The sequence below is a fragment of the Pantoea sp. y20 genome, assembly GCF_054903455.1.
On the sequence record NZ_CM142816.1, the window covers coordinates 1,635,038 to 1,656,309 of the forward strand.

General features: G+C 53.2%; 22 protein-coding genes. 7 read left to right on the forward strand and 15 right to left on the reverse strand.

The window, feature by feature from the left end; all coding sequences use genetic code 11:
• Positions 1-230: 230 nt before the first annotated feature.
• Complete coding sequence (locus ACYAC5_RS07635; RefSeq protein ID WP_167391168.1) at positions 231-404, forward strand: hypothetical protein; 174 nt, start codon at positions 231-233, stop codon at positions 402-404.
• On the opposite strand, the gene ACYAC5_RS07640 is transcribed toward ACYAC5_RS07635, so the two are convergent.
• On the reverse strand, positions 401-1,549 hold the full coding sequence (locus ACYAC5_RS07640; RefSeq protein ID WP_462062751.1) for a glycoside hydrolase family 1 protein: 1,149 nt from the start codon (positions 1,547-1,549) through the stop codon (positions 401-403). The two genes, ACYAC5_RS07635 and ACYAC5_RS07640, sit on opposite strands and share 4 nt — an antisense overlap.
• A gap of 160 nt (positions 1,550-1,709) precedes the next feature.
• On the opposite strand from ACYAC5_RS07640, the gene ACYAC5_RS07645 reads away from it, so the two are divergent.
• Positions 1,710-3,173 carry a phospholipase D-like domain-containing protein gene (locus ACYAC5_RS07645; RefSeq protein WP_101760872.1) on the forward strand — a complete coding sequence of 488 codons (1,464 nt, stop codon included), beginning with the start codon at positions 1,710-1,712 and terminating at the stop codon, positions 3,171-3,173.
• Positions 3,174-3,204: 31 nt separating this feature from the next.
• Here ACYAC5_RS07645 and mdoC read toward each other — a convergent pair whose 3' ends face one another.
• Positions 3,205-4,329, reverse strand: a complete 1,125-nt coding sequence (gene mdoC, locus ACYAC5_RS07650; RefSeq protein ID WP_101760871.1) for a glucans biosynthesis protein MdoC — start codon at positions 4,327-4,329, stop codon at positions 3,205-3,207.
• 278 nt (positions 4,330-4,607) lie between these two features.
• Here mdoC and ACYAC5_RS07655 point away from each other — a divergent pair, with 278 nt between their 5' ends.
• The 3 genes from ACYAC5_RS07655 to ACYAC5_RS07665 all read left to right on the forward strand — a co-directional run bounded on the left by ACYAC5_RS07655 (position 4,608) and on the right by ACYAC5_RS07665 (position 9,060).
• Positions 4,608-6,143 carry a glucan biosynthesis protein G gene (locus ACYAC5_RS07655; RefSeq protein ID WP_192234533.1) on the forward strand — a complete coding sequence of 512 codons (1,536 nt, stop codon included), beginning with the start codon at positions 4,608-4,610 and terminating at the stop codon, positions 6,141-6,143.
• Positions 6,136-8,685 (forward strand): glucans biosynthesis glucosyltransferase MdoH, encoded by a 2,550-nt coding sequence (gene mdoH / locus ACYAC5_RS07660; protein ID WP_101760869.1) that lies wholly within the window; start codon positions 6,136-6,138, stop codon positions 8,683-8,685. The genes ACYAC5_RS07655 and mdoH overlap by 8 nt, the downstream gene beginning before the upstream one ends.
• Positions 8,686-8,820: 135 nt before the next feature.
• On the forward strand, positions 8,821-9,060 hold the full coding sequence (locus ACYAC5_RS07665) for a YceK/YidQ family lipoprotein (RefSeq protein WP_462062754.1): 240 nt from the start codon (positions 8,821-8,823) through the stop codon (positions 9,058-9,060).
• A 6-nt stretch (positions 9,061-9,066) separates the two neighbouring features.
• Here ACYAC5_RS07665 and ACYAC5_RS07670 read toward each other — a convergent pair whose 3' ends face one another.
• The 3 genes from ACYAC5_RS07670 to ACYAC5_RS07680 all read right to left on the reverse strand — a co-directional run bounded on the left by ACYAC5_RS07670 (position 9,067) and on the right by ACYAC5_RS07680 (position 11,330).
• Positions 9,067-9,462 (reverse strand): MysB family protein, encoded by a 396-nt coding sequence (locus tag ACYAC5_RS07670; RefSeq protein WP_101760867.1) that lies wholly within the window; start codon positions 9,460-9,462, stop codon positions 9,067-9,069.
• Positions 9,463-9,581: 119 nt separating this feature from the next.
• On the reverse strand, positions 9,582-9,848 hold the full coding sequence (locus ACYAC5_RS07675) for a hypothetical protein (protein ID WP_008103132.1): 267 nt from the start codon (positions 9,846-9,848) through the stop codon (positions 9,582-9,584).
• Between the two features lie 558 nt (positions 9,849-10,406).
• The gene (locus ACYAC5_RS07680; protein WP_210080535.1) at positions 10,407-11,330 is read right to left on the reverse strand and encodes a Kdo(2)-lipid IV(A) acyltransferase; all 924 of its coding nucleotides are present in this window, start codon (positions 11,328-11,330) and stop codon (positions 10,407-10,409) included.
• A gap of 267 nt (positions 11,331-11,597) precedes the next feature.
• On the opposite strand from ACYAC5_RS07680, the gene trhO reads away from it, so the two are divergent.
• Positions 11,598-12,653 carry an oxygen-dependent tRNA uridine(34) hydroxylase TrhO gene (gene trhO, locus ACYAC5_RS07685; RefSeq protein WP_101760865.1) on the forward strand — a complete coding sequence of 352 codons (1,056 nt, stop codon included), beginning with the start codon at positions 11,598-11,600 and terminating at the stop codon, positions 12,651-12,653.
• Positions 12,654-12,697: 44 nt separating this feature from the next.
• On the opposite strand, the gene ACYAC5_RS07690 is transcribed toward trhO, so the two are convergent.
• From ACYAC5_RS07690 to mdtH, 10 genes are all read right to left on the reverse strand, one after another.
• Entirely contained in the window at positions 12,698-13,273 is a 576-nt protein-coding gene (locus ACYAC5_RS07690; RefSeq protein WP_101760864.1) for a YceI family protein, read from the reverse strand.
• Between the two features lies 1 nt (position 13,274).
• Positions 13,275-13,847 (reverse strand): cytochrome b, encoded by a 573-nt coding sequence (locus tag ACYAC5_RS07695; RefSeq protein ID WP_110865908.1) that lies wholly within the window; start codon positions 13,845-13,847, stop codon positions 13,275-13,277.
• 292 nt (positions 13,848-14,139) lie between these two features.
• On the reverse strand, positions 14,140-15,255 hold the full coding sequence (solA, locus tag ACYAC5_RS07700) for an N-methyl-L-tryptophan oxidase (RefSeq protein WP_222210593.1): 1,116 nt from the start codon (positions 15,253-15,255) through the stop codon (positions 14,140-14,142).
• A gap of 106 nt (positions 15,256-15,361) precedes the next feature.
• On the reverse strand, positions 15,362-15,616 hold the full coding sequence (bssS, locus tag ACYAC5_RS07705) for a biofilm formation regulator BssS (protein WP_008103119.1): 255 nt from the start codon (positions 15,614-15,616) through the stop codon (positions 15,362-15,364).
• Positions 15,617-15,894: 278 nt separating this feature from the next.
• Positions 15,895-16,164 carry a hypothetical protein gene (locus tag ACYAC5_RS07710; RefSeq protein WP_101760862.1) on the reverse strand — a complete coding sequence of 90 codons (270 nt, stop codon included), beginning with the start codon at positions 16,162-16,164 and terminating at the stop codon, positions 15,895-15,897.
• Between the two features lie 143 nt (positions 16,165-16,307).
• Entirely contained in the window at positions 16,308-16,553 is a 246-nt protein-coding gene (gene dinI, locus ACYAC5_RS07715) for a DNA damage-inducible protein I (RefSeq protein WP_101760861.1), read from the reverse strand.
• Between the two features lie 68 nt (positions 16,554-16,621).
• A complete protein-coding gene (pyrC, locus tag ACYAC5_RS07720; RefSeq protein ID WP_462062757.1) occupies positions 16,622-17,668 on the reverse strand; it encodes a dihydroorotase in 1,047 nt (348 codons plus the stop codon).
• A gap of 135 nt (positions 17,669-17,803) precedes the next feature.
• Positions 17,804-18,367, reverse strand: a complete 564-nt coding sequence (locus tag ACYAC5_RS07725; protein WP_101760859.1) for a lipoprotein — start codon at positions 18,365-18,367, stop codon at positions 17,804-17,806.
• A gap of 111 nt (positions 18,368-18,478) precedes the next feature.
• Positions 18,479-19,126, reverse strand: a complete 648-nt coding sequence (gene grxB, locus ACYAC5_RS07730) for a glutaredoxin 2 (RefSeq protein ID WP_101760858.1) — start codon at positions 19,124-19,126, stop codon at positions 18,479-18,481.
• A gap of 89 nt (positions 19,127-19,215) precedes the next feature.
• The gene (mdtH, locus tag ACYAC5_RS07735) at positions 19,216-20,418 is read right to left on the reverse strand and encodes a multidrug efflux MFS transporter MdtH (RefSeq protein WP_192234313.1); all 1,203 of its coding nucleotides are present in this window, start codon (positions 20,416-20,418) and stop codon (positions 19,216-19,218) included.
• A gap of 245 nt (positions 20,419-20,663) precedes the next feature.
• Between mdtH and rimJ the strand changes: the two genes are divergently transcribed.
• Positions 20,664-21,257 carry a ribosomal protein S5-alanine N-acetyltransferase gene (rimJ, locus tag ACYAC5_RS07740; protein ID WP_101760856.1) on the forward strand — a complete coding sequence of 198 codons (594 nt, stop codon included), beginning with the start codon at positions 20,664-20,666 and terminating at the stop codon, positions 21,255-21,257.
• Positions 21,258-21,272 lie beyond the last annotated feature (15 nt).

The window sequence follows — 21,272 nt, forward strand, 5'->3', positions numbered from 1 at the left end:
CTGTGCGGCAATCCTGCGCGAAAACTCGCCTTTATTTTTGAGTCATCATGAGTTCACCTGCACCACCAGACGACCACGACGAACCTTATCGGCAGCCGCTCGACGACGCGCTCTTCGCCATTGTGGTGCTTGCAGTCACTTCGGTTACGCTTATAATCTTCGTCCTGATGATTACGCTGTGGATGAGTTAAGGTCAGCACCGGGAAAAGGAAGCCTGTAAGGAGATGTCGATGGAATCCAGCGATGACAAACTGATCGCCATAATTGGCCTGCTCTCCGCCTGTTTAATTGGCGTGGTGTTTCTCTTCACCATGACCTGGCTCACCGACGTGCGTCACCCCGCGGATCCTTCACTCGATGTGCAAACCTGCCCGCAAAAACCCGCCACTACGCAACAGTCCTAGCTTTTTGTCTGCCAGTTCTGCCACTTAATCTGTTGACTGCGCAACTCCAGCGCCAGCGCCTCATGCAGGGTGCGATTGCCATTGGGATCGCCGAGGCCAAACAGCGCACCCGGTGAACGCCGATCGTCGGCCCACGCCGGATACTCCACCACCGGATAGAGTGAAATCCCTTCCAACGCCACGCCGTGATCCAGCGCCAGACGCGCTTCTTCACTGATCTGCCGCAGCCAGGGCGCTCGCGCATCACCTTCGGCTCCGGTTTCGGCCAGAATCATCGGGCGCTGATAACGTTGCCAGCACTGCATTAACAAACGGTGCAGCGGTTGGCGCGTCGGATGGTCGATTTGCATGGTTTCGCCTGAGAAAAACCAGTGATTGTCGGGATAGTAATTAAGACCCAGAATATCGAGGAAATCCGCGCGGCCACCCAGTTCCGGCGCATCGCGTCCGCCAAGCCAATCCCAGGCTTCAAACTGCGCCTGATGCTGCGCGTCAGCGTAGGGTTTGCTGTCAGGATTATCGGGATGCGTCGCCACCTGCACCAGCGGATCGGTCAGCACAAAGCGGGCATCGGGATAAACCTCGCGAATGGCGTGCATCGCCGCCAGCGAGGCGCGCACTAATTGGCGCTTCAGCTCACGACCGCGATCGCTGGCGTAGGGATCGAGCCAGGAAACATCCGCGCCGGCCCACGACCAGAATGAGATCTGATTGATCGGCGTGAAAAAGGGCTTTTCGATGCCTTCATCGCGCATCAGTTGCGCCATGGCGCGGGCGAAGCGTTCAAAGTGATCGATAAAGCTGGCTTTCCAGATATCCAGGTGATCGGGATAGCCAAAGTGCGCCAGCTCCCAGATAATCTGCATATCGTGACGCGCCGCGGCGTGCACCATCGGCAGAAAGGTGCGCCAGTCATATTCATTGGGCACGGCTTCAATCAGATGCCAGCGAGCGCCATCGCGCGCGGTGTGCAAACCTTCCTGCGCCAGTGCGGCATAATCTTTCTCCAGCAGCATGTCGTGGCCGCTGCTGATCACCATATCGAGCCGACGTCCGCCTGCGCGACGGGCGGTTGAACAGGGAAAACTGCCCTGAAAGAAACTGCGGAACAGCTGAGGGTGATGGCGCAGGGATTGCTGAGTCATAATCCTCTCCTCACATTGAGCGCCGGATGCAGAATGCAGAACGCCTGGCTAAGTCTAGACTAAATTGACGGTGCGCCATTGGGCAGAAAAGGAAGCCTCCGATTGCTTCTTCGCGCATTGATACCAACAATAATAGGTCCACAGCTTTCAGGGATTCACTATGAGTGAAGCAGCAACCTCTTTGCCGCCTGAGGAACATTCGGGCAACCGGCTGAAACCGAGTGTTGAGGCGCGTTGCGCACGACATCCGGGCATGAGCGGCATTCATCCGCTCAACGATGGATTGGACGCTTTTGCTGCGCGCTATCAGTTGATGAGCATGGCGCAGCACACCATTGATGTGCAGTACTACATTTGGCACAACGATATGTCCGGCCGCTTGCTGTTCAGCGCGCTGCTGGACGCCGCCGAGCGCGGGGTAAAAGTGCGATTGCTGCTGGATGACAACAACACGCCGGGTTTGGATGAGACGCTGGCGGAACTCGATCGCCACGCCAATATCGCCGTGCGCTTGTTTAATCCGTTCTCGTTCCGCACGCTGCGCGCGCTCGGTTATCTCACCGATTTTTCCCGCCTCAATCGACGTATGCACAATAAGAGCCTGACGGTGGATGGCGCGGCGACGCTGGTGGGCGGGCGCAATATCGGCGACGAATATTTTGGCACCGGCGATGAACCACTGTTTACCGATCTCGATGTCCTGGCGATTGGTCCGGTGGTCGACGAAGTGACGCAGGATTTCGAACGCTACTGGCGCAGTAAAGCGGTATCGCCGCTGCGCAAGGTGGTTGATGTGAGCGGCGATGCGCATCAGGCGGTGCGCTTGCCACAAGAGTGGCAGCAGAGTGAAGCGGTGGAGCGCTATCTGGCACGGTTGGAGCACTCGTCGTTTATTAGCCAGATGGAGCAGGGCGAGCTGGAGATGACGTGGGCGGAATCGCGGCTGCTGAGTGATGATCCGCGTAAAGGGCTCGGCAAAGCAAAACGCCGCAGTTTACTGCCGCAGCGCATGCTAGAGGTCATCGGCACGCCGCAGCAGCAGTTCGATATTATCTCGGCCTATTTTGTCCCGACACGATCTGGCGTGGCGCAGCTGCTGGCATTGAAGCGGCGCGGGGTGAAGATAGCCATCCTTACCAATTCGCTGGCGGCCAATGACGTCACGGTGGTGCACGCCGGTTATGCGCGCTGGCGCAAAAAACTGCTGCGCCACGGCATCGCGCTGTATGAACTGAAGCCGCAGGACAATCCGCAAACCGCGCCACACGATCGCGGTATCACCGGTAATTCAGGTTCCAGTTTGCATGCCAAAACCTTCACCGTGGACAATCGCAAAGTATTTATCGGCTCGTTCAATTTCGATCCGCGTTCCGCCATGCTGAACACCGAAATGGGGTTGGTGATTGAGAGTGAAGCCCTGGCGCAGCAAACGCATCAGCGCTTTATTGCCGGGATGCGCGATCGCGCCTGGACGCTACGTCTGGATAAGTGGGGACGCGTCAATTGGGTCGAGTTTGCTAACGAGCAGGGCGAAGTGGTGCACAAACATGAACCGCAATGCACGCTGCTGCAGCGCTTGCTGGTGCGACTGGTGTGGCGCTTGCCGGTTGAGTGGCTGCTTTAGATAAAAAGGGCCAGCGTAGCGGGCCCTTTTTTCATTTGCGTTGCGGCTTACCGGAGAACAGGAAGCGCAGCAGCGGAATGCGCAGATGGATTTCATACAGCGTAAACGCCACGCCAAATACCATCAGTAAGCCGACGAAGAAGCCGAGCGTGTTGTTGCCGATGTGCGGCGTGATGTAGATGCCGTACAAAATGGTCAGCGGATGGTGTACCAGATAGATAAACAGCGAGGCATTCACCAGATACATGATGCGCGGCGAATGGCTGTTCAGCAGCTTATGGCCGAAGCTAAAACAGACGTTTAGCATGCACAACCCCATCAGCGTCGAAATGATCATATCGATTTCATACAGCCAACCTTCACCGCTGCTGTAACGCTGATTCAGGCTATAGGCGATGAATACCGCGATAGCGCCAAAGCACATCACCGGATTAAAGCGCACAAACAACGCTTTCAGCGCCTGATGCTTCCAGCTCAACGCACCCAGCATAAAGAACGGCAGGAACATCAGCGTTTGCATCACGGCAATGCTGAACAGGCCATCGGCAAACACGGCCGGAACGAAATAAAACAGCACGCGGCGGAACGCACACCAAATTAAGGCATAAGTCAGTAGTGCCAGCGTCAATTTACCCCAGCCAATTTGCTGATAATCGATGCTGCGCTGCTGCTTATTCAGCCAGCGAAACGCCACCATACCGAACGTGGTCAGAATCACCAGTACCAATAAAAACCACAGATGAGATATCAGCTCCCACGCCAGCGTGTTGTACTTGTCGTACAGCGAGAAACTGTTCCAGTCGCCGATTTTATCGGTGAGATTTTTGGTGATGAAAAACTGCGGCAAGGTAATCAGCGGCACGGCAGTCAACATCGGGATGCCGACACGCTCCAGACGCACTTTCAACCAGCGCTGCGGCTGGTAGCGTAAGTAGAGCATGTAGGAAAAATAGCCTGAAATAACAAAGAACACCTGCATGCGGAAGGCGTGAATAAAGTCGTTTAGCACCGTCAACCACATTGAGGCGTCATGGCTGTTCACGGCCCATTTCTGCGTGGAGTAAATCAGAGAGACGTGAAAAGGCACGCCTAATAACATTAAATACGCGCGAATCGAATCGAGGAAATATTCACGTTCGGGTTTAGCTGAACTCATAATCTTCCAATAGTCAGTTTACTTGCCGGTTTCGCCCTGAAACCGGATTATGCCGAAGGAAAATTCTACCGGCTGTAAACAGGGTATACTATCAGGTGAATCTGTATGTGATTTTGCGGGGTTTAATTATCCTAAAAGCACATTTTCAGCTTACAAATCAGCGGAACAATCTATTACATACGCTGTCGGAAAACCGAATAATCCTTTAAGATAATCGGGTTTGATCTAAGCACACGAAAGGGGGGGATGTGCTGAATAATGTGAATAATAAAGTGGGACTGGTAAAGATGCGCTGGGTAGGCGCGGCAGTTCTGCTGGCTATGTATGCCAACAATAGTTGGGCGTTTAACATTGATGATGTTGCAAAACAAGCCAAGGCGTTGGCAGGGAAAAGTTTCGAAGCGCCAAAAAGCAATTTACCCTCTCAGTTTCGTGAAATGAAGTTTGCTGACTATCAGCAGATCCAGTTTAACCACGACAAAGCTTATTGGGGCAAACTGCGCACGCCGTTTAAGCTTGAGTTCTATCATCAGGGCATGTATTTCGATACGCCGGTGAAAATCAACGAAGTGACGGCGTCTTCAGTACGTGAAATTAAATATAACCCTGACTACTTCAATTTCGGCAACGTAAAACACGATGCTGATGCAGTCAAAAACCTTGGCTTTGCTGGGTTTAAGGTGTTGTATCCATTAAATAAAAAGGGCAAAGACGACGAGATCACCAGCTTCCTCGGCGCCAGCTATTTCCGTGTGATTGGCGAAGGCCAGGTGTACGGTCTTTCGGCACGTGGACTGGCGATTGATACCGCCTTGCCGTCGGGCGAAGAGTTCCCGCGCTTTAAAGAGTTCTGGATTGAGCGTCCAAAACCGCAGGACAAACAGCTGGTGATCTATGCGCTGCTGGATTCGCCACGCGCGTCCGGTGCCTATCGTTTCATCATCAAACCGGGCAAAGAATCGACGGTTGATGTGCAATCCAAAGTTTACCTGCGTGATAACGTCGGCAAACTGGGCGTTGCGCCACTGACCAGTATGTTCCTGTTTGGTGCAAACCAGCCTTCGCCAGTGACCAACTTCCGTTCTGAGCTGCACGATTCGAATGGTCTTTCGATTCATGCCGGTAACGGTGAGTGGATTTGGCGTCCGCTAAATAACCCGAAACATCTTGCGGTTAGCACTTTTACCGTTGAGAACCCGAAAGGTTTTGGTCTGCTGCAGCGCACGCGTGATTTCAGCCGTTTCCAGGATCTCGACGATCGCTATGACCTGCGCCCAAGTGGCTGGGTTGAGCCGCAGGGTGATTGGGGTAAAGGCCGTGTTGAACTGGTAGAGATTCCAACTGCCGATGAAACCAACGACAACATCGTTGCGTTCTGGACGCCGGAAAAACTGCCAGAGCCGGGCAAAGAGATGAACTTCCAGTATCGTCTGCACTTCACCCGTGACGAGAATCAGCTGCACTCAGACGACATCGCCTGGGTAAAAGACACGCTGCGCTCTGCCGGTGATGTGAAGCAGTCGAATCTGGTGCGTCAGCCGGATGGTTCTATCGCCTTCACCGTGGATTTCGTTGGCAAAGCGATGAGCAAGCTGCCGGAAGATACGCAAGTGGCGCCGCAGGTGAGCGTGGGTAACAACGCTGACGTGGTTGAGCAGAGTGTGCGCTACAACCCGGTGACCAAAGGCTGGCGTCTGGTGTTGCGTCTGCGTGTGAAAGATAACAAGCAGCCGACTGAGATGCGTGCGGCGCTGGTGAGCGGCGACAAGACATTGACGGAAACCTGGAGCTATCAGCTACCTGCCAATGAATAAATCGATATTTCTACCTCAATCTTACGTGGAGGCTCTGCCGCTTGATGCGGCAGGGCGCGCCCGTCTCAGCGATTCGCTGCAGAATGCGCAGGCGTTCCACGCTATTCATACGTCGCTGGGGCAAGATAACGCCGCCAGCGAGCGCCCGGATGATGCACCGCTGAAATCGGTGTCATCCCGTGTGCAAATGGCCTGGCCGGACTCACTGGCGGATGGTCAGCAGCTCAGCAAGGATTATCTTGATCGCACCACACTGAAGGCGATGCCGAAAGTGAAGCGTTCGCTGATGTTCCCGGAGATCTGGCGCACCAACCCGATTGCGCGCGCCTGGGATTCCCTGCGCGGCCAGAAATCCACTCCACGCTATGCCACCGTTGAAGAGCAGAAAAACGAGGACAAGTGGCGCCACGTTGGCTCCATGCGTCGTTACGTACTGCTGATTCTGACGATTCTGCAGACCGTGGTGGCAACCTGGTACATGAAAACCATTCTGCCGTATCAGGGCTGGACGCTGATCGATCCTATCGAGATGTTCAACCAGAACTGGCTGCAGTCGGTTGAGCTGATCCTGCCGTACATCCTGCAGACCGGGATTCTGTTCCTGTTCGCCATCCTGTTCTGCTGGGTTTCAGCCGGTTTCTGGACCGCGCTAATGGGCTTCCTGCAGCTGCTGATCGGTCGCGATAAATACAGCATTTCGTATTCGACCACCGGCGATGAGCCGCTGAATCCGGAACACCGTACTGCGCTGATCATGCCGATCTGTAATGAAGATGTAGAACGCGTGTTTGCTGGCCTGCGTGCGACCTGGGAATCGGTCAAACGTACTGGCAATGCAGAACACTTCGACGTCTACATTCTGAGCGACAGCTATGATGCCGATATCGCCATCGCCGAGCAGAAAGCCTGGATGGAGCTGGTGCGTGATGTCGGTGGCGCCGGCAAGATTTTCTATCGTCGTCGTCGTCGTCGTGTGAAGCGTAAAAGCGGCAACATCGATGACTTCTGCCGTCGCTGGGGCAGCAACTACAGCTACATGGTGGTGCTGGACGCCGACAGCGTAATGAGCGGTGAGTGTCTTACCGGTTTAGTGCGCATGATGGATGCTAACCCGAACGCCGGTATTATCCAGTCTTCGCCGAAAGCGTCAGGCATGGATACGCTGTATGCGCGTTGCCAGCAGTTTGCTACCCGTGTGTACGGTCCGCTGTTCACCGCTGGTTTGCACTTCTGGCAGTTGGGTGAATCACACTATTGGGGCCATAACGCCATCATTCGTGTGCAACCGTTTATCGAACACTGTGCGCTGGCACCGCTGCCGGGTGAAGGTTCCTTCGCGGGTTCGATCCTGTCGCATGACTTCGTTGAAGCCGCGCTGATGCGTCGTGCCGGTTGGGGGGTGTGGATCGCCTACGATCTGCCAGGCTCCTATGAAGAACTGCCGCCGAACCTGCTGGATGAGCTGAAGCGTGACCGTCGCTGGTGCCACGGTAACCTGATGAACTTCCGTTTGTTCCTGGTAAAAGGGATGCATCCGGTTCACCGTGCGGTGTTCCTGACGGGCGTAATGTCCTATCTCTCCGCGCCGTTGTGGTTCATGTTCCTCGCGCTTTCTACTGCCTTGCAGGTGGTGCACACGCTGATGGAACCGACCTACTTCCTGCAACCACGCCAGCTGTTCCCGGTGTGGCCGCAGTGGCGTCCCGACTTGGCGATAGCCTTGTTCTCAACTACGCTGGTGCTGCTGTTCCTGCCGAAACTGTTGAGCGTGGTGCTGATTTGGTTCAAGGGAGCGAAACCTTATGGTGGCGCCATCCGCTTGTTCTTCTCGCTGATTCTGGAGATGCTGTTCTCAGTGTTGCTGGCGCCGGTACGTATGCTGTTCCACACCGTATTCGTGGTCAGCGCGTTCCTTGGCTGGGAAGTGGTGTGGAACTCGCCGCAGCGTGATGATGATGCTACGCCATGGAGCGAAGCTTTCCGTCGTCATGGTTCACAGATGCTGTTGGGTCTGGTGTGGGCGGGCGGTATGGGCTTCCTCGATCTGAACTTTCTGTGGTGGCTGTCGCCGATCGTCGTCTCGCTGATCCTGTCGCCGTTTGTATCGGTGATGTCGAGCCGTGCAACGGTAGGGCAGAAGAGCAAGAACGCCAAACTGTTCCTGATCCCGGAAGAGTATGAGCCACCTAAAGAGCTGGTTGATACCGATCACTATCTGCAGATCAATCGTCAACGCGCGCTGAAAAATGGCTTTATGCATGCACTGTTTAACCCGGCGTTTAACGCGCTGGCGACGGCGATGGCAACATCGCGTCACAAGCAGAGCGATTTACTGGATCATGCGCGTGACCGTCGTGTCGATCAGGCACTGAGCGATGCGCCAGAGAAACTGAATCGCGAGCAGCGTTTGCAGCTGATTAGCGATCCGGTGGTGCTGGCTCGTGTACACTCACGCCTGTGGGAAAGCGCGGACAAATATCATCAGTGGGTGGAAAGCTATCAGAAGCTGAAGCTCAATCCAGAGGCGCTGCCACAGCGCTGAGGATGAGAAAGTAAAAAGCGGCAGAGATGCCGCTTTTTTTTCGCCAGAAATATGACGCAATCTTTACGTGTTAAGGAGTGGTCATCGTCCCTGCGAGATGGTTAAACTAACGCCAGTTCATTGTGAGTAAATGTTGTGAATTATTTCCTGAAAATAACCGCGCTTGGCGCCGCCATTCTTCTGCTCACCGGTTGTGGCAGTATCATCAGCCGCACCTTTCCCGGACAAGGTCACGGCAACCAATATTATCCCGGCGTGCAGTGGGACGTTCGTGACGGACCGTGGCGTGTGCTAACCATTATCGATTTGCCGCTGTCGCTGGTGATGGACACGCTGTTACTGCCCGTCGATGCCAGTCACGGTCCGTACGAATAAACGTTATTACAGATTGTCAGAAGGGCTGTTGTCGTCTTCCCACTCTTGTGCCGCCGCTTCGCCCTCTTCAAGGTCACGCGGTGGTTCCAGCTGGAACTCGCCGTCATCCCATTCGTGCAGCGTATTTTCCGCCTGCCACTCCTGACGCAGTTCGACTTCATCAAAATCGCCATCAAAGATGGCTTGTGCGGCGTCTCCACTGGAGATCGGCAGGCATTCACCCTGACCATCCTCTTCAGCGAAAAATTCGGCCTGCCACATAATGTCGCCATCCTGCATCACGTACTTCTGCAGGGCGAACTGGCTCACGCTGGCATCTTCTTCAGCGATCTCTGGTTGGCTGGCGAGGAACTCTTCACGAGCGGCTTCAATGGCTTCTTCAAGGGTGGTAAACAGGCTCATCATCAACTCCATGTCTGTAAAAAAGGGATTTCACAGAAGGATAGACGAAAAATCGTGACGTGCAGGGCGGAGAGGAAATATCAGTTGGGCGGTTGCGTGAAATTCAACCGCCCAACCGGTCAGGCTATTTTCTGCGGGAAATGCAATACCGGGCGTACTGATTCGTGAATAATTGGAGCAGAGTAACGAATACAACATTTAATACAGGGCTTAACCTTTTTAAAATTAATACGCGCGGTTGATAATGCCTGATTTAAATTATATAGAGTGCCAATAAATACCATATCCTCCTTTACAGGTAAGCGTTTGCACTCTTTCCGATGCAGAAGATGATAACCTTCCTGATCGGTACTGATCGTCACGTAGTAGTAGATACCTTTATTCATATTATATTGTCCTGAGATATATTTGCTGTGTGTAATCTTTTTATATTTTTTAAAAGTGAACGGGTGAAGCTAAGTGCTGCAATCGAAATTAACTGGATTCGATTTTACGAACCAATTCCATAAAGTTATAAGCGAAGCGATTATTTTAACGAAAAGGAATATGGGGTTTTTTAATCAGACAATACCTTGTTTAGTAAGTTAATTTTACTACATTGATAAGTGATGCCGAAGGATTTAGCAATATTAAATAGGAATAGCCCTGGAAGTTGTAGAAATCAGGTCCGAAACGCTAAACTTTGGTGAATAAATATTAATGAGTGACAATTCCGGTAATCCTGCATCAACGCAGAATTTGGCTGCTATGGCGCAAGGAAAGGTTAATTTTACGTCAACATTGCGTGCTGAAGAAAAGTGATGTCTGATTAAATGCGGCGCTAAGCCAACTATCAGCCTAAGTTCAGGCTGGCACGGCTCACTAATAAATTACCGCATATGATCGCGCCAAAAGGCAAATTAGTGCATATAAACCGTGGAGCACACAGGGTGCCCCGTCCGATATTAATAAACCGATGGTTCGCCTTGCGGACGCGTTTTAAAGCGGCGATGCAGCCACATGTATTGCTCTGGAGCCAGCAGCACCGTCTCTTCCACCACTTTGTTCATCACCACAGCGGTATCAAGTTCAGATTCCAACGAAAATTTGTCGCGGATATCTGGCATCATTTTCAGCTCATAGCCGCGCGCGTTCGGCAGACGTCGCGCCAGGAACGGCACCACGCTTGGGTTTGCCAGACGAATCAGCATATGGGTGCCGGTGGTTGTCGCCGCGTCCTGAACCGCGAAGAATGGCGCAAACACGCTGCTGCGCGGGCCATAATCATGATCCGGTGCATACCAGATAATGTCGTTGTTCTTCATGGCGCGAATCATGCCTTTCAGATCTTTGCGGTCCAGCATGCTTTTATTGGAGCGCATCCGGCCCCAGGTTTGTAGCCAGTCGATCAACTTGTTGTCGTTGGGACGATACACGCCAATGCCTGGGTTGTGCATACCAAATACCCGCGCTCCCAACTCCAGAGTCAGAAAGTGCATACCAATTAATAATATGCCGCGCTTCTCTGCCAGCGCGTTAGTCACGTGCTCCAGCCCGCTGGTGGTGACCCATTTACGAATACGCCAGTCCGGCCAGAACCACGCCATCCCGGTTTCAATCAGCCCCATGCCAACCGATTCGAAGTTGTGCTTTACCATCGCGTCACGTTCATTGGTCGGCATAGTGGGGAAGCACACTTCAAGATTACGCTGCGCCACTTCAACGCGCCGCTTCATAAAGCGCATGGCAACGCGACCCAATCCGCAGCCAATTGCATGCAGTACCGGATAGGGCAACAGCACCAGCAGATAAAGAAAGCCAATGCCGAGCCAGGTCAGCCAATAGCGTGGATAGAAGAGTTCACGGGTGAGTTGGGGAAGTTGAGTCATGGAAATGTCAGTATCCTGCGTCTTATGCCAGAGAGTCCGGTTTCTGTAATTTTTTGTCATTATGCCATTTTTTCATTCTGGCTGAAATCAAGCATAGACCGAGGACGGCTTTCCTACAGCAGGGATGCGCACGAAAACGCAATTGTGGCGCACAAATGCGTGTGTAATTTCAGCCGGCAGGCTTATCAAACCAAAATTTTTGTATCAGGCAGAATTCGGGTATCATACGCGCGCTAAATTTCTCTGATTGCTAACAGGACGAACACCATGCCAGTGTTACATAACCTTGTTTCCAATAAAGAGCTGAAGGAACGTATGTTGGCGGAAACCGAACCACGTACCACAGTCTCTTTTTATAAATACTTCCAGATTGCCGATCCTAAAGCCTTCCGTGATGCCCTCTACGTTGAGTTAACCAAACTCAAGGTGTTTGGTCGCGTCTATGTTGCGCACGAAGGCATCAACGCACAAATCAGTGTGCCCGCCAGCCGCTACGAAAAGATGAAGGCCGCTTTGTATGCCTTTGATGCGGCGCTAAATAACTTGCGCATGAACATTGCGCTGGATGATGACGGTAAATCTTTTTGGGTGCTGCGCCTGAAAGTGCGTGAACGCATTGTAGCGGATGGGATTGAAGACAATAGCTTTGATGCCAGCGATGTGGGTGCTTACCTGAAAGCCGCGGACGTTAATGCAATGCTCGACGATCCGGATGCGCTGTTTGTGGATATGCGTAACCACTACGAATATGAAGTGGGGCGCTTCGATAACGCCATGGAAGTGCCGGCCGATACCTTCCGCGATCAACTGCCGATGGCCGTTGATATGCTGCAGGATCAGAAAGACAAAAAGATTGTTATGTACTGTACCGGTGGCATTCGTTGTGAAAAGGCCAGCGCCTGGATGAAACACAACGGCTTCAAAGATGTTTATCACATCGAAGGCGGGATTATTGAATACACCCGTCGGGCGCGTGAACAGGGCTTACCGGTGCGTTTCAAGGGCAAAAACTTTGTCTTTGACGAGCGCATGGGCGAGCGTATTTCCGACGATATTCTTTCCAGCTGTCATCAGTGCGGCACGCCTTGCGATAGCCACACCAACTGCATCAATGATGGCTGTCATTTGCTGTTTATTCAGTGCCCAAGCTGCGCTGAAAAGTACAACAACTGCTGCAGCCCAATCTGCATGGAAGAGTCAACGTTGTCGCCCGAGGAGCAGCGCGCACGCCGTGCGGGCCGTGAAAATGGCAACAAAGTGTTCAACAAATCACGTGGTTTGCTGAACATGACGATGGCGATTCCGGCGCCAGATAAAAAATAAGCGTCAAACAGCCTGAGGTCAGCGGACTTCAGGCTGTATTTCGTTTACTTACGCACGCCTTCCACTGAAATAATCAGTTCAGCTTTCTGCGATGCCGGGCCAAGATCTTTGCTGATGTTGAACTCTTTCAGCACGATCTCACCGCTGGCTTCAAATCCTGCACGGTAGCCGCCCCATGGATCTTTGCCTTCACCGATCAATTTAGCATCCAGCGTGACGGGCTTGGTCACGCCATTCAGCGTCAGGTCACCGGTGATCTTGTAATCTTTACCCTCTTTCTTCACGGCGGTAGAAGCAAAGGTTGCCTGCGGGAACTTACCGGTGTTGAGGAAATCCGCGCTGCGCAGGTGTTTATCACGCTCAGCATGGTTGGTATCGAGGCTGTTGGTGTTGATGGTCACGTTGACTTTATCTGCCGCAGGATTGGCTTCATCAAACGTGAAGCTGCCATCAAAGTCTTTAAAGGTGCCGTACAACCAGCTGTAGCCCAGGTGCTGAATGCGGAACTGCACAAACGCGTGCTGGCCTTCCTTATCAAATTTGTAATCAGCCGCGCTGGCCGTCAGGCTGGCGCTCAATAATCCGGCCGCTGCTACTGCCAATAATGTCTTCTTTAGCATGTTACTTTTCCTTTTCAGAGATTAACGGGATGCGGTAACCCAACATCCTTTTCAGTGTCACATCACGGTCGATAAAATGGTGTTTCAGGGCTGCCAGCGCGTGCAGTGCTGAGATCAGCACCAAACCCCACGCCAGCCAAAGATGAATGTCACCCGCCAGATCCGCTTGTTGCGCGGCACCGCTGAACAGGGCGGGAACCGCGAACCAGCCAAATACGGAGATCGGTTTGCCATCGGCGGTGGAGATGAGATAACCGGTGAACAGCAGCACCAACAGTAAGCCGTATAACAGCCAGTGCGCGGCGGTAGCGCTGCGTCGTACGGCGGGCGAATAACTCGCCAACGGTTTGGGCGGCGGTGAAATAAAACGCCAGCCGAGGCGCAGCAGCAGCGCAGCGAACAGCAGAATGCCGATGCCTTTATGAATTTCGGGCGCATCGTGATACCAGCCATCGTAATAACCCAATCCGACCATCCACAAACCCAGCGCGAACATGCCGTAAATAACCAGCGCCATAAGCCAATGCAATAAAATCGAGACAGCGCCGAAATGCTGTGTGGAATTACGCCACATTAAAATCACCTGGAATGAAATAAGTGGTAATGAGCATCTACATTTTGCAATGAAAGATCAATTAACCTTACTTTTCTATAAAGTTGAAAATCATCTTCGGAATAAATGAGGATTTAATTAAAACTCAGTCAGAATAATTGAAGGGATAGCTTAAAAGGCGGGGCTTATTGCGAAGTATTGCATATTCACTACACCAAATGCGGCATAGCGCTGCGCTGAATGTTGATATAGGTAATTAACTGTCAGTTTGTGTCAATTTCGCCGGCACAGGATTAGTACCGGCAAGTATGGTTTAGTTAAATCGCGCGAGGGAGAAAGGCGCAATATCGAAAGAGAACGGTTTGTTCTGCGCAAATTCACTGGCAAGTTCACCCAGCACGCTGGCGAATTTGAAACCGTGTCCGCTTAAGCCGGTGATGATCAGACGATTAGGCTCGCCCGGCAGCGTATCGATAATGAAATCTTCGTCCGGCGTATTGTCGTAGCTGCAGGCTTCACCATGCAAACAGACGCCCACGCCCGGCAGGAATTTACGCAGGAAGTTAAAAGATTCGTTGCCGTCTACCGCGATGCTGCCAAAAGGTTTGCGATCGGCCGGCGTTTGCATCAGCTGTCCGCCATCGTGACGTCCCACTTTCAGCGCGTTGTTATCCGCCGGGAAGCCGTAAAAGTGGCTGCCATCGCTCATCTCCACGGTAAAGCCGGGGAATTTATTGTTCTCGCTGTAGCGACCATCTGCCTGATACCAGGCGAAAACTTTGCGCACGGGCGCAACCGGCAGATCGGCGACCAACTGGCTCACCCAGGTACCGGCGCTGACCAACAGTTTACGCGCGCGGAAAATGCCATCGCTGGTGGTGACTTGCTGCAGATCGCCGTCACGACCTATCTCTGTCACCGGACAGTTAAACAGCTGCGCGCAACCGGCCTGTTCCGCCAGCTGCACCCAGCTGCGCACCGCTTGCTCACATTTGAGGAAGCCGGAGTTGGGTTCGTACACGCCGATGTAGCCATCCGGCACTGTGAACTGCGGCCAGCGCGCGCGCACTTCATCGGCTTGCAGGATTTTCACATCCAGCTGCCACGCTTTCGCGCTATCGATAACATTTTGAATAAAGGAGGAGGTGATGGGCGCTAAGTTGAGGATGCCGCTGCGATGCATGATGCGCTCGCCGCTCTGGCGTTCCAGCTCATCCCAGAGTGTCTGTGCGCGTAGCACCAGCGGCACGTAGCGTTCACCTTCACCATACGCATGGCGAATCAGGCGGGTTTCCCCATGATGTGTGCCCTGGCTGTGCGGCGGATGGGCGCTATCAATCATCAGCACCGATAAGCCAGCCTGCGTGGCGTAAAACCCTGCTGCTGCGCCGACCGAACCGCTTCCCACCACAATCAGATCATAAACCATAACGACATCACTCCAGCAAAACAGCGAAATTTTTCAACAGCATATCAAAAGAGAGCGCCCATGAAAAAGGCACCCTGTTGGGTGCCCTTTCACGCGATAGTAGAAATTAATGCTTTTGATTGTCGCGTAGGTACTGCTCGGTAGACTCTATTTTTGCAATGCCAGCTTCGAGTAGAGAGATGAACTGTCTGGCTACGTCGGTAGTCAGCCAGTAGGTCGGACCCACGTCAGCTTCTTCTTCTTTCTGCCCCTGCGAGGAGAGCGAGTGCAGGCGAATCATCATGGCGTCATAACTGTCTACGGTGCTGATGTCCCATCCTACCAACGGATGAGTCTGGATGACGTCTTTATTTCTGTCCATTATAACCTCCGTATTACTCGTTAAACGAAGTGCTTCTTGAGGTTCAATGCGGCTGTATCGTGCACTAGCGAAACAATTATAACATGAAATAGCGGGTACAATAGTTAAAAGGTATGACGAACCTAAACAGAGTAAAAATAAACGCGGTTAACATTGCCGTTTAATCGAATAATAAAATGCCCGCAGCGTCAGGCATTTTATTGGAATTATTACTGGCAACACTGACGAAGTTATCGGCTTTTATAAGGGAAAACTTTAGGCCGAAAAAGGGGGCACGTTTATGAGTGTGGCTCGACCGGCAGCAGGCCGTGACGTTTCTGAATCTCTTCCGCCAGCCGGGTAAAATGCTGCTGTAACTGCTCGTCATGGTTCTGGTTTTGCGCTTCCAGCGTCAGATTGTGGACCAGCAACTGATTGGCGCGATCGTCGAGACAGAAGGTCAAGGTGGCAAACGCATTTTCTAATACGGTTAAGCGGCGCTGTTGCTCAGCAATAAATGCCAGCAATTCTCCGAAGGTCATCGCCTCTTCTGGTTTTTCAGTAGTCATGTAAAACACCTCCTGTAAGCATGACGAGGCAAGAATAGGGGATCGTTTAACATGAGTCTAGATGCAGGAAGTTTTTCTGGCGAGAGGGAAATAAAAACAAAAAAGCCGGATAGCGATACCCGGCAAAAACGGCACAGTGGCAGTTAATCGTTATTGAACCAGTCGTCAGCGCTTTCCCAGGTTTCTTGTAACAGTTCGCTGATGCGTTCGCGTGACTCTTTACAGCCACCAAACACGCTGAGTTGGTTGCCGCCGGCATAACGCACTTTGACGTGATGATCATCGTCGGGGAAATCCTGCGTAATGCGACGAACCAGTTCGACGCTGAGTGCATCCAGTGCACCCGCGGGAAGGGGCGAAGTTTTTGCTACGGTAATTTCAACACGCATAGAAGCCTCCGGAATAATATACTGTTTATTTGTACAGTATAAATTTCCCGAAGGCAAGCAGCAGATCATTATTCTTTGATGCGCCAGTTCAGCGTTTCACCAGCAAGGAAAGGCACCAGCGTGTCATCTGCCAGCGCAATGCTCTCTTCAACCTGCCAGGATTCTCGCACCAGCGTCAGCGTGCCTTCATTCAGCGGCAGACCGTAGAAGTTCGCGCCGTTCTCCGAGCAGAAGGCTTCGAAATGTTCCAGCGCATTCAGCTCCTCAAACACGGTGGCGTACGCCGGCAATGAGGTCGGCGCATTAAACACGCCGGCGCAGCCACAGCTGGCTTCCTTGAGGTGACGCAGATGTGGCGCGGTATCGGTACCGAGGAATACGCGACGATTCCCGCTGGCAACCAGCTTGCGCAGCGCTTCCTGATGGATATTGCGCTTCAGAATCGGCAGGCAGTAAAGATGCGGACGCACGCCGCCCACCAGCATGTGGTTACGGTTGAACATCAGGTGCTGTGGCGTAATGGTGGCGCCCAGCAGATCATTACCGGCTGCCAGATACTCCGCCGCTTCTTTCGTGGTGATGTGCTCCATCACCACTTTCAGCGCCGGGAACTGTTTACGCAGCGGTTCCAACACGGTTTCAATAAAGCGCGCTTCGCGATCAAAAATATCGATGTGAGAATCGGTCACTTCGCCGTGCACCAGCATTGGCATGCCGATCTGCTGCATGCGATCCAGCACCTTAGCGATGGCGGCGATGTTGGTCACGCCGTGGCTGGAGTTGGTGGTGGCGTGCGCAGGATAGAGTTTGGCGGCGGTAAAAGTGCCGTCACGGAAGCCGCGCTCGATCTCATCGGGATCAAGTGAATCGGTGAGATAGCAGGTCATCAGCGGAGTAAAAGCGTGCTCAGCAGGTAACGCAGCCATGATGCGCTCGCGATACGCCACGGCAGCGGCCACGCTGATAATCGGTGGAACCAGGTTTGGCATGACAATCGCACGACCATTTACTGCGCTGGTATAAGGCAGTACGGCGTTAAGCATCGCGCCATCGCGCAGATGGATGTGCCAGTCGTCAGGGCGGCGGATGGTAATGTGCTGAGGTTGGGCTGTCATTCAAAAAGACTCCGGCTGAGAAGAAAACGAGAGGCACGTTTAGGCCGGGGAGTAATCATAAGGATGTGGGCAACCGTTTGCACGGGATTTTATTGTGACAAACAAAAACCGCACCGGAAGGTGCGGTTGCGCGGATTAATCTGTAAACGGAATCACCAATTGGCCCGGTTTCACTTCAATTCCTTTAGCAAGTTTCTTCGCCAACGCTTCGCCTTTGCTGCGATCGGCACTCAGCACATAAGCAGGTCTCTCGTTAAAGTAGCGCTTCAGCGACTCATTGAGATATGGCGTGAGGGTTTTCATGATCGATGCCATTTTCTCCGGCTGCACCTGCGCATCGACAATCTCCATGTCATGCAGATAAATCGCGCCTTCCTGTGCGTTGTAAACCGGCTGCGCCTTCATTTTCAGCAGCATTTCGGCCTGCTGCGGACCAAACAGCGAGCTGACATTGATATTGGCTTTACCCGAGAGCGTTATTTTGCCGGGTTCTTCACGGCCAATCTGGCTGTTGAGATCGCTCAGCACAATGTGCGCATTCACCAGCCCGGAAACGCCGATATCTTTTTCGAAGTTATTGCGCTTTTGCAGCGCCTGATTCACTTCCTGTTCGCTGATGGTGTATTGCGTCAATTGGTTACAGCCGCTGAGTAGCACGGCAAAAAGCAGAGCGAAAAGCCCGGTAAGCGCCTTTTTCATATTGTCCTCATCCTGATCGAAACGGCAAAACAGCCATAGCCTGCCTGAATCAGCGGCATGTGTCACCAGGAGAGAGATGAGAAGCGCCGCAGCGCCTCTCAGGGATGAAGATTATGCGGCGATGGAGGAGAGCAGATTAACCTGGGTTTGTTTCGCCATGTTGTCGCGATAATCGGCAACGCGGCTTGGCCATTCAATGCCGTTGACCAGCGTTAAGGAGCGCAGCAGCGGGAACAGATGAATATCATCTTCCGACAGTTCGCCATTTACCGCATTGGGTTTGACGATCAGCTTGTCGAGCTGACGCAAATCGTCGCTGATGTTTTTGATTAAGCCCGGCGCGTGTTTACGCAACTCGCTGAAATCGCCCACGCTGGCCTGCTTCTTCTCGCTGAAGTAGCTACGCGCTTCCGGCGTAGCGAATTCGGCGAAGGAGGCATCGGCGATGCGCGGCAGCAGCAGCTTATTGACGTAGCCATTCACGTGGCGCAGCCAGTCGCTGATCGCAGGATTGCTTTTGCCATTGAGCAGCGGTTGGTGATCGTATTTATCTACCAGGCGCACAATATCCATACTTTCCGGTACAGCGCTGCCGTCGGCCTGTTGCAGAATCGGCGCCATTTTCTGGCCGATCAATTTTTTCGGCGTTTGCTCGTCGTCATTCAGCATAACGATGAGTTCTAATGGCAGATTTTTTAAGCCGAAAATCATGCGTGCTTTGACGCAGAAAGGGCAGTGATCGTAGATGTAGAGTTTCATCCCGTTTCTCCTGTGGTTCTAAGGGTGACAGAGGTCACCCTTTTTCCGGACGTGCGGGAAGTATGGAAGAGATCTTTGGCGGGGGCAAATTAGCTGCTGAAAATCGCTGGTGCCACCGAACGCGGCTGGAACTGCCACCAAAGCGCCAAAAGGGTGATCATGCCAACGCTGCTCAGCAGCATCCACGGCAGTTCCGGCAGCGCCCATTGCTGGCCCATATCGAACATCCAGCCGCCGCCGGAGTAGCCGATCAAGCCGCCAATCGCGAGGCCGAGTCGGCTGAAGCCCATATAGCTGCCGCGCGCACGTGAACTGGCCAGCGAAGCGCTGAGCGTTTCTCGCGCCGGTTCCGCGATGATTGAGCCCAGATAAAAGAGGGCGATCAGCATAAACAGCGACGGCAGCGAATCGGTCATGCCAACCGGCAGCAGGCTGAACGTCATCAGGAACAAGCCGGCCATCAAACGCGTTTCGAGGCGGAAGCGTTTTTCGCTCCAGCGCGCCAGCGGATAGAGCAGGCTTAATGACAGCAGCGCTTCAATCGCGTACATCCACTTCACCGCAGCAGGCGCCCCGGCTACCTGATTCACCATCACCGGCAGCATTAACATCACCTGCACGGCGAGAATGTAGTAGCCGGTCAATGTCAGCACGTACAGGCGAAAACGCTTGTCCTGCCAGACGCGTTGCATCCCTTCACGCATCGCAATGCGTTCGGTCGAGATGCGCCACGCCGGTAACCAAACGGCGTTAAACAGCGCAGCAGTGACAAACACCGCCGCGCCAACCCAGCACACCAGACGGAAATCCCACGCCAGCAGCCAGCTACCAATCAGCGCGCCCAGCACCGCACCAGCGCTGTCCTGCATCATCAGCAGGGAGAAGAAGCGGCCGCGATCGCGTGCGCGCACCAGTTTCATCACCAGCGCGCTGCGTGGCGGGTCAAACAGCGTGCCGCCAAGGCCGGAAAGCAAACAGGCAAACCACAGCAGCCAGGGTTCATGAGCCAGCGCCATGCAGGCAAAACCCGCCGCGCGCATCAGCATACCAGTGACGATCAGCGGACGCGCACCAAAACGGTCGGCAATCGCACCGCCGAAGATGCCGAATCCCTGCTGGACGAACTGGCGCAAGCCAAGCGCAATACCGACCATCAACGCGGCCCAGCCCAGCTGTTCGACAAAATGGATGGAAATGAGGGGAAACACCACGAAAAAGCCCATCACAACCAGCATGTTATCCACTAAAAGAAATGTTTTACCGAGGCGTCGTGCCTGCGCAACCCGAGACATGCCAATTCCTGAGCAAATGAGAGGAGATAAGAGACCAATTGGTCTATCTTCCGCCTGCTCAGCGGCGAAAAACAGCTTTCTCAGGATGATATTTTTTCATCGATTCCACAGAAATATTAATCCTAAATCAGGATGAATCCTGAGGAACGCGTTCAAGGGTTTTACCGCAAGCGGGGTGACGGTTATAGTGAGAAGTATCGCCGCTGGCGTACATCTTTCTTAAGTTATGGATTTCAGGAGTCATGATGTTTGGCTATCGTTCTGCTGGCCCACGCGTGCGCCTCACTACCGATCGCTTAGTGGTGCGTTTAGTACACGAACGCGATGCCTGGCGATTAGCGGATTATTACGCTGAAAATCGTGCGTTTCTCAAGCCGTGGGAACCGGTGCGCGACGAGAGCCATTGTTATCCTTCGGGCTGGCAAGCGCGCCTCGGACTGATCGCCGACATGCATAAACAGGGCTCAGCCTACTATTTTGTGCTGATGGACCCGGAAGAGACCGAAGTGCGTGGTGTGGCGAATTACAGCAACGTGCTGCGCGGATCGTTTCACGCCTGCTATCTCGGCTATTCACTGGGCGAGAAGTGGCAAGGTCAGGGACTGATGTTTGAAGCGCTCACTACCACCCTTCGCTATATGCAACGCCAGCAACGTATTCACCGCATTATGGCTAATTATATGCCGCACAATCAGCGCAGTGGCGATCTGCTGGCGCGTCTTGGATTTGAAAAAGAGGGTTACGCCAAAGATTACTTGTTGATCGATGGGCGCTGGCAGGATCATGTACTCACCGCGTTGACCTGCCGGGAGTGGACCCCGGATCGTCGTGGACAATAATAAAGGATCACCTCA